Origin of the sequence: Erythrobacter sp. R86502, from assembly GCF_042466465.1 — a bacterium.
Lineage (GTDB): Bacteria > Pseudomonadota > Alphaproteobacteria > Sphingomonadales > Sphingomonadaceae > Erythrobacter.
The window spans coordinates 1,086,027-1,098,494 of the sequence record NZ_JAXHCJ010000001.1; the positions used below are offsets into that span (position 1 = coordinate 1,086,027).

Genomic DNA, 12,468 nt, shown 5'->3' on the forward strand with positions numbered 1-12,468 from the left:
ACGGGCCGCCCATCATAATGACGAGCGGCCCGCAAAACGCAAAAGTTCAAATCAGAAGATTAGAACTTAAAGCCCACGCCGACGGTTCCGCGCAGGGTGTCGAACGCGATGGTGTCAACGTTGGCACGCAGCACAACCGAGCTCACCGGAACTTCAACGCCGACGCCGACGAGATAGTCGCCGCCCACGTCGTTTACGTCGATGTCGTTGTCATCGAGGAAGTCTTCGCTGAAGCCGGTCAGGTTTTCGATGTCGAGGTCAACCCACTGGTAGCCACCGCGAGCATAAATCTTCGCGCCGCTTTCGGTGCGGAAACCAAGGCGAGCCGAAGCACCGTATTCAGCTTCGATCGGGCCGCTGCCGAACGAGGCGTTGCCTTCGATACCGGCGAACAGGTTGCTGCCGATGGGGAAGTCAGCAGCGATAAAGCCGCCGTAGATTTCTGCGCTGTCGTCGATGTTGAAATCGTCGAACTCGCCGTCGTCAGCGTCAAGGTCACCAAGGTCGATGCCGAGGTCGTGGAGACCAACGGTCGCACCGATGGTGATGTCTGCCTGGCCAGCGTCCTGCGCCTGAGCAGCGGCCGGGAGCGCAATCGCGCCCATCGCTGCCAGCGTGCTGAATGCGATCTTCTTCATTGCTGTTATCCTTCAATGGACCGGCTGCAGGGGGTGCAGCGGGTTATCGGCCATGTAGGAACGGCTTTCTTTCTGCGCAATGAACGAACGTACAGATTGGCGTTAATGTCCGACTATGGGTGCATATGATCGGACAAGGGTGCAGAATTTTCTCATAAATGTCATTCGCGGAGCCGCCAGCCCGTCCGAAAAATCAATGAGATTACAAGCACACACAAGGCGAGAAATCCGATCGTAAGTCCCAGCGATATCGCGATCGGCACATCTGCAACACCATAGAAGCTAAATCGCAGCCCGCTCACCAGAAAGGCAATCGGATTAGCCAAGGCGACCGCATCCCACGGCGCAGGTAGATCTCGAATCGAATAGAAGGTGCCGCCCAAAAATGTCAGGGGGGTGAGGATAAGCAGCGGAATGATTCCCAATTTTTCGAATGAGTCTGCCCAGATGCCGAGGATGAAACCGAACAGCGCAAAGCTTGATGTTACCAGCATGATGTAAAAGATCGCCAACAGCGGATATTTGATTTCGTAATCAACAAATAGCGTCGCAGTGCCCAAAATGATCGCAGCCAGGATCAGTCCCTTGGTGGCGGCGGCACCAACGAATCCTGCAAGCGTTTCTGCAACCCCCACCGGCGCCGAAAGCAGTTCGTAGATCGTTCCGGTGAAGCGCGGCATATAGATGCCGAAACTTGCATTGCTTGTGGTTTCGCCCAGCAGGGTCAGCATCAACAGGCCGGGGATGATGAAAGCACCATAGGGCACCCCGCCCACCGGCTCCATCCGTGCCCCTATCACTGACCCGAAAACGACAAAGTACAACGATGTCGTCAGAACGGGTGACAGGATTGATTGGAACGCGGTACGAATTGCACGGGACATTTCCCGCTGATAGATCGCATAGGCGCTACGGACATTGAAGTGCATCACTCAGCTTCCTTCTTGCCCATCAGCCCGACAAATATGTCTTCCAATGAGGAATCGTGAATGTCGATGCTGGTATAATCAATACCGGCGCGGGTCATGGTCTGGGTGAGACTGGCAATCTGCGCGCGGGCGCCGCCCTCTCCGTCCGTGCTGCTGCTACCCCCGCGATAAATTATCCGGCTTCCACGATCTGAAAGCTCGACCGGAAATGAGGCGATGTCCGGCGGGATCACGGTCATGGGCGCGGCAAGAGCAATGATAGCCTCGGTCGTACCAAGCCGCTCCATCATTGCGCGTTTTTCATCCACCATCAGGATGCGTCCGCTGCGGATGATACCGACGCGGTCCGCCATTTCCTCGGCTTCCTCGATGTAATGGGTGGTCAGGATGATGGTGACACCGCGCTGCTTCAATGCGGCGATTTGCTGCCACATATCCTTGCGCAGTTCGACATCGACCCCGGCGGTCGGTTCATCAAGAAACAGCAGTTCCGGCTCATGCGCGAGCGCTTTGGCAATAAGCACGCGGCGCTTCATTCCGCCGGACAACGCACGGATCTGCGTGTCCTTCTTGTCCCAGAGCGACAGGCTTCGGAGGATTTCTTCAAGCCGCGCAGGATCGGATGGCTTGCCGAAAAGCCCCTGCGAATAGGCAATAGCCCGCCACACCGTTTCAAACATGTCGGTGGCCAGTTCCTGCGGCACCAGCCCGATACGCGCCCGCGCCGCCCGCCAGTCGTGTGACAAATCCTGTCCAAAGGCAGTAATCGTGCCGCCCGTAGGGCGCACCAAACCGCACACCGCGCCAATCAACGTGGTCTTACCGGCACCATTCGGGCCCAGCAAAGCGAAAATTTCCCCCTTGCGAATGTCGAGATCAACATTGTCGAGCGCGCGGGTGCCGCCTTTATAGGTCTTTGTCAGGCCACGGATTGAGAGGATCGGTTCGTTCATGAAACCGAGTTACGGCAGCAACAGCGAGGAGTCACCATAGGAATAGAAGCGATAGTCATTGGCGATCGCATGGGCATAGGCCGCCATCATCCGATCACGCCCCATCAACGCGCTGACCAGCATCATGAGCGTTGATTTGGGCAGGTGAAAATTGGTCATCAGCCCATCGACGGCCCGCATTTTGTAGCCCGGTGTGATGAAGATTGCGGTGTCTGCGGCAAAAGGCTGAATTGAGCCGTTTTCATCGGCCGCACTTTCAAGCAGACGCAGCGATGTCGTGCCGACCGCGATGATCCGTCCGCCGGCTGCGCGCGCTTCATTCAATTGATCTGCTGTGGCCTGCGAAATGCGCCCGAACTCGGCGTGCATCTGGTGGTCGTCGGTGTCATCCGCCTTGACCGGAAGGAAGGTGCCCGCCCCGACATGCAGCGTCAGCATCGCGCGTCCGATACCTGCAGCATCCAGCGCATCGACAAGACGGGGCGTGAAATGCAGCGATGCGGTGGGCGCAGCGACGGCGCCTTTTTCGGCGGCGAACATAGTCTGGTAGTCTTCCAAATCCTGCGCATCGACCCCGCGCTTCGACGCGATGTACGGCGGCAAGGGCATGGTGCCTGCACGATCAAGCAGCACTTCCACCGGTTCGTCACCTTCAAACATCAATATGATCGAACCATCGACAAGACGCGCTTCCGCAATGGCCGTCACCCCGCCGCCAAAAACGATCTGGTCGCCTTCCTTGATGCGTTTGGCGTTGCGGATGAAGGCTTGCCAGCGGCGCAGATCCACGCGCTTGTGCAAGGTCGCACCGATCCGCGCTTCGCCATTTGCCCGGCGCCCTTCAAGCTGTGCGGGAATGACACGGGTGTCATTGAACACCAACACGTCGCCCCGGCGAAGCAAGCCGGGCAGATCACCAACTGTGCAATCTTCAAACGGTGCGCTGTGGCCGCGCACCACAAGCATACGCGCGGAATCACGCGGACGAACGGGACGCAGCGCAATGCGTTCAGTCGGCAAATCGAAATCGAAAAGGTCAACCTTCATGGCGGGCGGCCCTAGCCGGAACCGCCATCGCCGCAAAGCCCTTAGCCGATCGGGGCGCTCAGCATGTCAGCCGAAATTGGCGTCTCTGCCACAGGAGCAGGCGGCGCAGGCGGCGCAAGGTTATCGCTGGCAAGTGACGCCTGCACAATAAAGGTAGGCTCCGCCGGCGGCTCACCCCGATTGATCGCATCAACCGCTTCCATATTCTCAATCACACGCCCGAAATTGGTGTATTTCTTGTCCAGGCTGAAGCGCGGGTAAAAGACGATGAAAAACTGGCTGTTGGCACTGTCTTCTTCAGCAGCGCGCGCCATCGACAGTGTCCCGCGCACATGTGGCATCGGGTTGAATTCGGCCTTGAGGTCGGGAAGCTCGCTACCGCCCTGCCCGGTTGCGGTCGGATCGCCGCCTTGCGCCATGAACCCTTCGATCACACGGTGAAATACCACGCCGTTATAGAACCCGGCGCGGGTCAGCGTCTTGATGCGTTCGACATGGGCCGGGGCCCAATCCGCCTGAAGGCGCACCTTCACGCGCTGACCATTGGAGAGGTCGAGCACCCACACATTTTCCGGCTGAAACGCGGGATCGTAATTGATAGGCTCATAGGTGCGAGCCGCTACCGGTACGTCCTTATCCTCGGCAGCTTCGGCGTTTTCGCCGAAGGCCTCAGCAGGCGTATCGACCGGCTGGTTTTGAGCAAAAGCTGCCTGCGGAGCAGTAAACAGCAATACAGCGGCAAGAGTGGGCGCAAGCTTGGTGGTGATCATGGTTCCATCCGGATGTGAAAGGCCTCGTAACCGCGGTCGCCTGACACTGCAATGAATGAAGGCGCCTTACCGACAGTCACAGGCTTTAGTAATCGCCCTTAAGACCGACTTCGCGCACTCGAGCGTTCAATTCATCGCAGACCGGCGGGCTGACAAAACGGGCAATATCTCCGCCGTACAACGCGATTTCCTTGACCAGTTTCGATGCAATCGGCTGAAGCGATACGTCAGCCATCAGAAACACCGTCTCGATAGCTTCATCAAGCTGCTGGTTCATGCCCGCCATCTGATATTCGTATTCGAAATCGGCAACAGCACGCAGTCCGCGGATGATGACCTTTGCGCGCTGTTTTTGTGCAAACTTCACCAGCAGCGCATTGAAACCCACCACTTCGACATTGCCGAGACCCATATTGGCGACTTCGCGTTTGACCATGCCGAAGCGTTCTTCATTGGAAAACATCGGATTCTTTGAAGGGTTGGTCGTTACGCCGATGATGAGGTGATCCACCAGTTTGGCACCGCGCCGGATGATATCGGCGTGCCCCAGTGTAATAGGATCGAAGGTGCCGGGGTAAATCCCGATGCGGCGGGTCATGATGTTGCGCTCATGGATATGTTCTTTCCTCTGGCGATCTCAGGCGATCCGCGACGATGGCGTGATCCAGACGCTGCCCGAACCGCGCATCTTGTAGACGAACCCTTCGCCTGACCGCATTGCACTGCGCAAGCCCTTGACGAGTGGGCCGATTGTCACGTCGAGCGATGCCGAATACATCAGCATGAAATCGCCGTCGACTACGACCTCCTGTCCCGGCAGCACTGTGACCTCATCGATTTCGTGTACCGCAACGGGGCTTTCGACCGCGAAAACGCCCGTTCCGGTGATCTTGGGCTGCGCGAGGCCATTGCCCGAAAACATTCCCGACACCGATTTGTGCATATGCGTGGTGAGCGAGATATCAGCTGCGCAGGCATAGAACGCCCGGTCGTCAAGCAACAGCGCATCCTGCGGGCCATCCATCGTGGCGAGGATGAAATGCTTCCGCACCGGCTCACACCAGATGGTTCCTGACCCGGTATAGCGTGTTGCATGGGCGGATTCGCCTGTCGCCGCGGATGCCGCCGCACGGGCGAAGAAGCCCTTGTTGGCTTCATGACGAACAACATCCGCTGTAAGGTTGCCATAGGAATATTGCAGAGCGCCCGGTTCAATCAGCGCCGATGCGTTGTCGAGTACGATTTCCAGCTGATACACTTCGGTCGGTTCAGCGATGTAGTGGAACTGCCCTTCAACCCCGGTGGGAATCCCGCGCGCAACCATCTTCTTTTCGACAAAGCGGTGCACGCGCATGGTAACGCCGCCGCGGCTTTCTTCCTGAATGACCTGACGAAATGTCATTGGCTACCCCCCCTCTCTTCATCCGCGTCGACGCTTCTTAGCGATCGCGTTCGACAATGTACCGGGCCAGCGCACGCAGAACGTCAGCTTCGCTTCCATAAGACGCAAGCCGCAAGACCGCCTGATCAACCAACGCACGCGCCTGTTCGCGGGCCTTGTCCGCGCCCATGAGGGTCACGAATGTCTGCTTGCCCTGTTCATCATCCTTGCGCAGCGCCTTGCCTGCCTTCTCACTGTCGCCTTCGACATCGAGCAAATCGTCGGCGATCTGGAAGGCGAGGCCGATATCGCGGGCATAGGCGCGCAGATGTGCCCGCCCCTGCGGCGCCACCTTGCCAAGAATTGCGCCCATTTCGACACTAGCAGCCAGCAGTGCGCCGGTCTTCAGCTGCTGCAAGCGGGTGATGGTGTGCAGATCGTAGGTCACGCCTTCTTCGTCGGCGACCATGTCCATCATCTGCCCGCCAGCCATACCGTGCATCCCCGACGCCTTGCCCAGGGTAAGGATCAACTCACTGCGGGTGAAGGGATCTTCGCTGGTTTCATCATCGGCCAGGATCTCGAACGCGAGCGCATGAAGCGCATCGCCAGCCAGAACCGCGGTCGCCTCGTCATACACGTTGTGCAAGGTTGGCTTGCCGTGGCGCAGGTCATCATTGTCCATGCACGGCAGATCATCGTGGATCAACGAATAGACATGGATCGCCTCTATCGCGGCGCCCGCACGCAATGCGGCATCGCGCGACACGCCAAAAAGACTGGCTGTGCTCACCAGCAGCAAAGGGCGCACGCGCTTGCCGCCACCAATCGCGGCATAGCGCATCGCTTCGACCAGACGGGCACTGGTATCATCGGGAACCGGAAGCGCGGCATCAAACAGCGAATCAATTTCGGATTGAACGCGGCGGATTTCATCGCTCAGCACATCGTGCCTTGTGTCTGCCAGCATCGTATCAACCTTCCGTATCGAACGGCTTCGTACCTGAAGCCCGCCCATCGGCCCCCGTCACGATCCGTTCAATCCGCGCCTGCGCCGCATCAAGCCGCTGCTGGCACGCAAACCGCAAAGCCTCTCCGCGTTCATAAAGCCCAATTGATTGATCCAGCGGCACATCACCGCGTTCAAGCGCCTGCACGATCTGTTCAAGCGCCGCCAGCGCCGCTTCGAACGTCATGCCGTCGATATCATGCGCGCCGGTCTGTGTGTTGGCCTGTAAGCCGGGTTGCCTTGCGGCAAGTGGTGATGCTGTGCCCTCGTCCATGTCAGGAGCATTGACGGGGCACGCGGGCGCGGTCAAGGCTGGGCATGACGGGCCGGATCGCCCAAAACAGGATTTGCACGCAATATGCTCAAATGGATCATCGCCTATGGCGTGGCAGCGGTTGTCTTTCTGGCGATGGATGCAGTGTGGCTGCGCTGGGCGGCCAGCAATCTCTATCGTCCGGTTATCGGCGAAATCATGGCCAAGACGTTCGACGCGAAGGCAGCGGTTGCGTTTTATCTGATTTACGTTGCCGGGATGACGTGGTTCGCAATCCGGCCTGGTATAGAAAGCGGAACGGTGCAAGCCGCGGTACTCAATGGCATTCTTCTGGGCGGCCTGTGTTACGCAACCTTTGACCTCACCTCGCAAGCGGTGATGAAGGTCTGGTCGACACAGATCAGCGTGCTCGACATCCTGTGGGGCGCGTTCGTTACCGGTTCGGCGAGCGGCCTTGCCACGTTGGCTGTCCTGCGCTTCGCACCTGCGTCGACCTGAAACGCCGGCCGCAGCCATGTTCATCGGCCATTTCGCCCCCGCATTTGTCGCCGCCGCGGTCAGCCCGCAAAGGCCGCGCTTGGGCTTGATGTTCGTTGCAGCACAGCTCATCGACTGGGGATTTTTCGCACTGGCGATGCTGGGCGTTGAAAACATGCGCATCGATCCCTCGGCAAGCGTCATGGTGCCCTTCGATCTGTATGACATGCCCTACACGCACAGCCTTATCGGCACAGCGCTTTGGGCAGCGGCATTGTGCGGTGTGGTCGCCATCCATCAGCGCAACCTCAAGATCGCAATGCTGGCCGGTCTGGTGGTGCTGTCGCACTGGGTGCTCGACTGGCTGGTGCATGTTCCTGACCTGACATTGGATGGAACGCCGCCGAAGTTCGGGCTTGGCCTGTGGAACATGCCGTGGATTGCCATCCCGCTGGAAATCGCACTGACTTTGGGCGCCTTTGCATTCTACATGCGCCGCACGTTGGGCACGGTGGGTCAGCCTGCGGTTCTGATTGCCACGATGCTGCTGCTGCAAGCCATTAACTGGTTCGCGCCGCACCCCGAAAGCGCGGGCGTGTTCCTGTATCTGCAGGCATTGCTGGCCTTCGGGATTCTGACAGGATTGGCAACGTGGGTCGGGAAGAATCGCTGGTTCAGGAAACGCGGTGGCTTGGCCTCGTCGGGCATGTAATCTAGGGGGCTGCGCCAAGGAGTCCCGACATGACCGCCATCACCCCTGAAATCGTCGAACAGCACGGCCTTTCCCCCGAGGAATACCAGCGCGTCCTTTCCGCACTGGGCCGGGAGCCCAATCTTGTGGAACTTGGCATCTTTTCGGTGATGTGGTCGGAGCATTGCAGCTACAAGTCTTCGCGGCTGCATTTGAAGAAGCTGCCGACCGAAGCACCGTGGGTGATCTGCGGCCCGGGTGAGAACGCCGGGGTGATCGACATTGGCGATGGGCAGGCGGCGATCTTCAAGATGGAAAGCCACAATCACCCCAGTTATATCGAGCCCTATCAGGGCGCCGCGACCGGTGTCGGCGGCATCCTGCGCGATGTCTTCACCATGGGCGCGCGGCCGATCGCCAACGCCAATGCGCTGCGCTTTGGCCGGCCTGAACACCCACGGATGAAGCATCTGGTGCAGGGCGTGGTCGCGGGCATCGGCGGCTACGGCAATTGCGTGGGCGTGCCGACCGTGGCGGGGGAGACAAATTTTCACCCCGCCTATGACGGCAACATCCTTGTCAATGCGATGACCGTGGGCGTCGCCGATGCGGACAAGATCTTCTATTCCGCCGCCACCGGCCTCGGCAATCCGATCGTGTATGTCGGCAGCAAGACCGGGCGCGACGGGATCCACGGCGCCACGATGGCGAGCGCCGATTTCGGCGAGGATGCCGAAGCCAAGCGCCCGACGGTGCAGGTCGGCGATCCCTTCACCGAAAAGCTGCTGATCGAGGCCTGCCTGGAACTGATGGCGACCGACGCGATCGTGGCGATCCAGGACATGGGCGCGGCGGGCCTGACCTCATCAAGCGTCGAAATGGCGACCAACGGCAAGGCCGGCATCCGGCTCGACATGAACAAGGTGCCCTGCCGCGAAACCGGCATGACGCCTTACGAAATGATGCTGAGCGAAAGCCAGGAGCGGATGCTGATGGTGCTCAAGCCCGGCCGCGAGGCCGAGGCCGAAGCGATCTTCCACAAGTGGGAGCTCGATTTCGCGGTAATCGGCGAAGTCACCGACACCGGCCATATGGTGCTGGAATTCGACGGCGAGGTCGTGTGCGACATTCCGCTCGGGCCGCTCGCTGCCGATGCGCCGCTGTATGACCGGCCCTATCTGTCGAAGGACGAATACAAGGTTTGGGCCGGCGTCAAGCCGCTCGCCGAAGTGCCGGCCAGCGACGACATCGCGGCCGACCTGCTGACGATGATGGCCTCACCCGATCTCGCCTCGCGCCGCTGGATTGCCGAACAGTATGATTCGCAAGTAGGCGGCGATACCCTCCAGACCGGGGGCGATGCCGGCGTGGTGCGGGTGCATGGCACCGGCAAGGCGCTGGCGATCACCACCGATTGCACCCCGCGCTATGTGTTTGCCGATCCCTACGAAGGCGGCAAGCAGGCGATCGCTGAAGCCTACCGCAACCTGTGCGCCGTGGGCGCAAGGCCGCTGGCCGTGACCAATTGCCTCAATTTCGCCAACCCCCAGCGGCCCGAGATCATGGCGCAGATCGTGCACGCGCTGGATGGTATGGGCGAAGCCTGCCGCGCGCTCGATTTCCCGATCGTGAGCGGCAATGTCAGCCTGTACAACGAATCGAAAGCCACAGGTGGCGGGTCAGCGATCTTGCCCACCCCCGCAATCGGAGGCGTGGGCATCATCGACGACCTGTCCAAGATGATGACGATGCATTTCAAGCAGGCCGGCGACGCGATCTACCTTGTCGGGCCCGAATTCTGGGCAAAGCCCGATCCAACCCGGTCGCACCTTGGTCAGTCGCTATGGCTGCGCGTCGTAAAGGGTATGGAAGCGGGCCGCACGCCGCCGACCGATCTGGTGGTGGAACGCACCGCGGGGGAGATTATCCACGAACTGATCGCCGATGGCCTTGTGAACGCCGTTCACGATCTTTCCGATGGCGGCCTTGCCGTGGCGCTGGCGGAAATGGCGCTGGCCGGTGATATCGGCGCCGATGCCGATCTTGCCGGTAATCCCGACTATACGCCCGCGCAGTGGTGGTTCGGCGAAGATCAGGGGCGTTATCTGATCACTGTGCCCGATGTAGCCGCGCTTAACGCCGTGCTCGCCAAGGGCACGCGCGATGAAGCGACTGCGCAGATCGGGTTTCAGCGGATCGGCACGGTAGGCGGCGATTCGGTGCTTGGGGTTCCACTGAAGGACCTGCGCAGCGCCAATGCGCGCTTCTTTGACGAATGGATGGAGGGATAAGCAGCAGTGTCGTCGACCTCTTCGGCCCTGCCGCTCGTCAAGATGCTGACCCTGCGTGACGGGATGCGGGTGTGGTTCGATGGGATGCCCGAAGCCGTCATTGACGAGATCGACGAATATGCGCTGGAGCTGTATTTCGTCGTCAATCCGTCAGAAGGTATCGATGCGGCCCATATCTTCGTGACCGAACAGGTTGGCCTTGCGCAGCGGCTTGCCCTGCTGCGCCAGCAAATTGCGCCCGAAGGTCAGATCTGGGTCAGCTGGCCCGATGCGTCCAGCGGCAGCGCGGGCACAATGGACGCCGATACGATCCGCTCCGTCGCAACACCCCTCGGGTTGATCGACACCAAGACCTGCGCCATCGAAGGATGGGACAGCTTGAAGCTGGTTATCCGCAAGGAGCTGCGCTGAACCGTCAGGCGACCTGCGTAACTGCGCCGCCCAGCGTAAGCTGTTCGCTTGCGGTGCCTTCGGCTTCAAGGATCCGCAGACACTGCCGGTACACCGTCGGTTTGCCAATCTTCAGACGCGCACGCGCCGCATCGATATTTTCGTGCATCAGCGCGGCAATATCCTGATGCGCAATCCATGCCGCGGCCCGTCCAAGCCTGCGCCCCTCCCCGATTGCAGCGAATATAGGAGCTTTTGTGCCACTCACTTTCTTGATCTGACGCGCTGCGGCATAGGCGATAAACAGAATTCCGGTATTGTGGTTCTGTTCGTAGGAGAACCCGAGAAGGCTGACCTCCCCCAACGCATCGCGGCCATAACCGGTCAGCACATGAAACAGATCATGCGTGTCACGCAGGCGGTCGAAATACCATTGCGTCTGGTCTTGCGGCAGGCTTTCAGGGGATGCCCAGCGGTGACTTTCGGCCACAAGGCCCGCAGCCGAAAGGCCTTCGCGCTTCATGAAGGCCAGGTAATGCGCTGCCACACTGCCGGGCGGGCAGTCTGCCCACCGGATATGATCGTCCAGCATGGCGGGTATATCCTGCCCTTCAGCCAGAAAACGCTGTCCTTCGGAAGACTGGATGAAGTCACGTGCTTGCGCGTGACTGCGCCGACCCCTGGTCGCCTCCATGATGTGGAATACCTGTTCGGTGTCTTCCTTGTTTTCAACCAGCTTGCCGAAATGGCGCAGCACCTTGAGCGGGCGGAGGCCCGACACTTTACGTTCAGGCGCCACCAGCGGAAGATCGGCGATAGGCATTGTGATACGCCCTTGGCAAAGGATGTGAAACAGGATCGTTCGATCTTACTTACAGCAATGTCAGTAATGCGTCAATTTCTCGAAAGATCAAGGGAGCACTTTTGCCGATGAACGATCATGAAACGGTGCCGTATGCCTTGCCCGAACTGACCGACGATGAGTCCATCCATCGTGCGGTGGACTTCGCTGAAAGATTGAATCAGCGGCGCACCTGCCGGTGGTTTTCGCCGCAACCGGTGCCCCGCGCCGTGATCGACGCTGCGATTGCTGCGGCTGGCAGCGCGCCATCGGGTGCCAACCATCAACCCTGGCATTTCGCAGTCATATCATCTCCTGACCGCAAACGGGCCATTCGCCAAGCGGCCGAGGCTGAAGAGCGTCAGTTTTACGGCAGCAACGGCTCTACCCCCAAAGCGGGTGACGAATGGCTGGCCGCATTGCGCGAACTCGGGACCGATGCGGACAAGCCGTTTCTTGAAACGGCACCATATCTCATCGTCGTCTTTGCGCAGCGCAAGGGCGGGATTGCCGAAGACGGGCAGACGCAGAATTACTATGTCAGCGAAAGCGTGGGTATCGCCTGCGGAATGCTGCTGGCAACCTTGCACGAAGCGGGCCTTGCGACGCTTACCCACACCCCGTCCCCGATGGGGTTCCTGCGCCGCGTGTGCGAACGGCCCGCATGGGAAAAACCCGTCATGATTATCGTGACAGGTCATCCAGCCGCGGGCGCAACGGTGCCGTCCCGCGCCTTGCTGAAAAAGCCGCTAAACCAGATAAGCAGTTGGCTGTGAA

General features: G+C 59.7%; 15 protein-coding genes. 5 read left to right on the forward strand and 10 right to left on the reverse strand.

The features are described from left to right. Positions 1–59: 59 nt before the first annotated feature. The 9 genes from SJY33_RS05200 to SJY33_RS05240 form a co-directional block, all read right to left on the reverse strand. Positions 60–638, reverse strand: a complete 579-nt coding sequence (locus SJY33_RS05200; protein WP_379921532.1) for a hypothetical protein — start codon at positions 636–638, stop codon at positions 60–62. 161 nt (positions 639–799) lie between these two features. Continuing rightward, positions 800–1,567 carry an ABC transporter permease gene (locus SJY33_RS05205; protein WP_379921533.1) on the reverse strand — a complete coding sequence of 256 codons (768 nt, stop codon included), beginning with the start codon at positions 1,565–1,567 and terminating at the stop codon, positions 800–802. After that, positions 1,567–2,520 (reverse strand): ABC transporter ATP-binding protein, encoded by a 954-nt coding sequence (locus SJY33_RS05210; RefSeq protein ID WP_379921535.1) that lies wholly within the window; start codon positions 2,518–2,520, stop codon positions 1,567–1,569. The genes SJY33_RS05205 and SJY33_RS05210 overlap by 1 nt, the downstream gene beginning before the upstream one ends. A gap of 9 nt (positions 2,521–2,529) precedes the next feature. After that, on the reverse strand, positions 2,530–3,567 hold the full coding sequence (gene queA / locus SJY33_RS05215) for a tRNA preQ1(34) S-adenosylmethionine ribosyltransferase-isomerase QueA (RefSeq protein ID WP_379921537.1): 1,038 nt from the start codon (positions 3,565–3,567) through the stop codon (positions 2,530–2,532). A 41-nt stretch (positions 3,568–3,608) separates the two neighbouring features. Further along, positions 3,609–4,337: a peptidylprolyl isomerase gene (locus SJY33_RS05220; RefSeq protein ID WP_379921539.1), complete on the reverse strand. Its 729-nt coding sequence runs from the start codon at positions 4,335–4,337 to the stop codon at positions 3,609–3,611. Positions 4,338–4,422: 85 nt separating this feature from the next. Further along, positions 4,423–4,935 carry a pantetheine-phosphate adenylyltransferase gene (gene coaD / locus SJY33_RS05225; protein ID WP_379921540.1) on the reverse strand — a complete coding sequence of 171 codons (513 nt, stop codon included), beginning with the start codon at positions 4,933–4,935 and terminating at the stop codon, positions 4,423–4,425. Between the two features lie 39 nt (positions 4,936–4,974). After that, positions 4,975–5,739, reverse strand: a complete 765-nt coding sequence (locus tag SJY33_RS05230; protein WP_379921542.1) for an AIM24 family protein — start codon at positions 5,737–5,739, stop codon at positions 4,975–4,977. Positions 5,740–5,776: 37 nt separating this feature from the next. After that, on the reverse strand, positions 5,777–6,688 hold the full coding sequence (locus SJY33_RS05235; protein ID WP_379921543.1) for a polyprenyl synthetase family protein: 912 nt from the start codon (positions 6,686–6,688) through the stop codon (positions 5,777–5,779). Positions 6,689–6,692: 4 nt separating this feature from the next. Continuing rightward, positions 6,693–7,001: an exodeoxyribonuclease VII small subunit gene (locus SJY33_RS05240; protein WP_379921544.1), complete on the reverse strand. Its 309-nt coding sequence runs from the start codon at positions 6,999–7,001 to the stop codon at positions 6,693–6,695. An 84-nt stretch (positions 7,002–7,085) separates the two neighbouring features. Here SJY33_RS05240 and SJY33_RS05245 point away from each other — a divergent pair, with 84 nt between their 5' ends. Genes SJY33_RS05245 through SJY33_RS05260 form a run of 4 tightly spaced genes read left to right on the forward strand, consistent with a single transcriptional unit; the run spans position 7,086 to position 10,871 of the window. After that, the gene (locus SJY33_RS05245; RefSeq protein WP_379921546.1) at positions 7,086–7,499 is read left to right on the forward strand and encodes a DUF2177 family protein; all 414 of its coding nucleotides are present in this window, start codon (positions 7,086–7,088) and stop codon (positions 7,497–7,499) included. 16 nt (positions 7,500–7,515) lie between these two features. Beyond that, positions 7,516–8,190, forward strand: a complete 675-nt coding sequence (locus SJY33_RS05250) for a hypothetical protein (RefSeq protein ID WP_379921547.1) — start codon at positions 7,516–7,518, stop codon at positions 8,188–8,190. A 29-nt stretch (positions 8,191–8,219) separates the two neighbouring features. Continuing rightward, positions 8,220–10,460 carry a phosphoribosylformylglycinamidine synthase subunit PurL gene (purL, locus tag SJY33_RS05255; RefSeq protein ID WP_379921548.1) on the forward strand — a complete coding sequence of 747 codons (2,241 nt, stop codon included), beginning with the start codon at positions 8,220–8,222 and terminating at the stop codon, positions 10,458–10,460. Between the two features lie 6 nt (positions 10,461–10,466). After that, complete coding sequence (locus tag SJY33_RS05260; protein ID WP_379921549.1) at positions 10,467–10,871, forward strand: hypothetical protein; 405 nt, start codon at positions 10,467–10,469, stop codon at positions 10,869–10,871. 4 nt (positions 10,872–10,875) lie between these two features. On the opposite strand, the gene SJY33_RS05265 is transcribed toward SJY33_RS05260, so the two are convergent. Beyond that, on the reverse strand, positions 10,876–11,673 hold the full coding sequence (locus SJY33_RS05265) for a Coq4 family protein (protein WP_379921550.1): 798 nt from the start codon (positions 11,671–11,673) through the stop codon (positions 10,876–10,878). Between the two features lie 107 nt (positions 11,674–11,780). On the opposite strand from SJY33_RS05265, the gene SJY33_RS05270 reads away from it, so the two are divergent. Then, a complete protein-coding gene (locus SJY33_RS05270; protein ID WP_379921551.1) occupies positions 11,781–12,467 on the forward strand; it encodes a nitroreductase family protein in 687 nt (228 codons plus the stop codon). The last annotated feature ends 1 nt before the right edge of the window (position 12,468 follow it).

Bases quoted from the DNA above. Each gene is read 5' to 3' on its own strand.
- SJY33_RS05245 (WP_379921546.1), top strand. From the start codon at position 7,086: ATGCTCAAATGGATCATCGCCTATGGCGTGGCAGCGGTTGTCTTTCTG.
- SJY33_RS05210 (WP_379921535.1), bottom strand. From the start codon at position 2,520: ATGAACGAACCGATCCTCTCAATCCGTGGCCTGACAAAGACCTATAAA.
- SJY33_RS05270 (WP_379921551.1), top strand. From the start codon at position 11,781: ATGAACGATCATGAAACGGTGCCGTATGCCTTGCCCGAACTGACCGAC.
- SJY33_RS05235 (WP_379921543.1), bottom strand. From the start codon at position 6,688: ATGCTGGCAGACACAAGGCACGATGTGCTGAGCGATGAAATCCGCCGC.
- SJY33_RS05230 (WP_379921542.1), bottom strand. From the start codon at position 5,739: ATGACATTTCGTCAGGTCATTCAGGAAGAAAGCCGCGGCGGCGTTACC.
- coaD (WP_379921540.1), bottom strand. From the start codon at position 4,935: ATGACCCGCCGCATCGGGATTTACCCCGGCACCTTCGATCCTATTACA.
- purL (WP_379921548.1), top strand. From the start codon at position 8,220: ATGACCGCCATCACCCCTGAAATCGTCGAACAGCACGGCCTTTCCCCC.
- SJY33_RS05250 (WP_379921547.1), top strand. From the start codon at position 7,516: ATGTTCATCGGCCATTTCGCCCCCGCATTTGTCGCCGCCGCGGTCAGC.
- queA (WP_379921537.1), bottom strand. From the start codon at position 3,567: ATGAAGGTTGACCTTTTCGATTTCGATTTGCCGACTGAACGCATTGCG.
- SJY33_RS05240 (WP_379921544.1), bottom strand. From the start codon at position 7,001: ATGGACGAGGGCACAGCATCACCACTTGCCGCAAGGCAACCCGGCTTA.
- SJY33_RS05265 (WP_379921550.1), bottom strand. From the start codon at position 11,673: ATGCCTATCGCCGATCTTCCGCTGGTGGCGCCTGAACGTAAAGTGTCG.
- SJY33_RS05220 (WP_379921539.1), bottom strand. From the start codon at position 4,337: ATGATCACCACCAAGCTTGCGCCCACTCTTGCCGCTGTATTGCTGTTT.
- SJY33_RS05200 (WP_379921532.1), bottom strand. From the start codon at position 638: ATGAAGAAGATCGCATTCAGCACGCTGGCAGCGATGGGCGCGATTGCG.
- SJY33_RS05205 (WP_379921533.1), bottom strand. From the start codon at position 1,567: ATGCACTTCAATGTCCGTAGCGCCTATGCGATCTATCAGCGGGAAATG.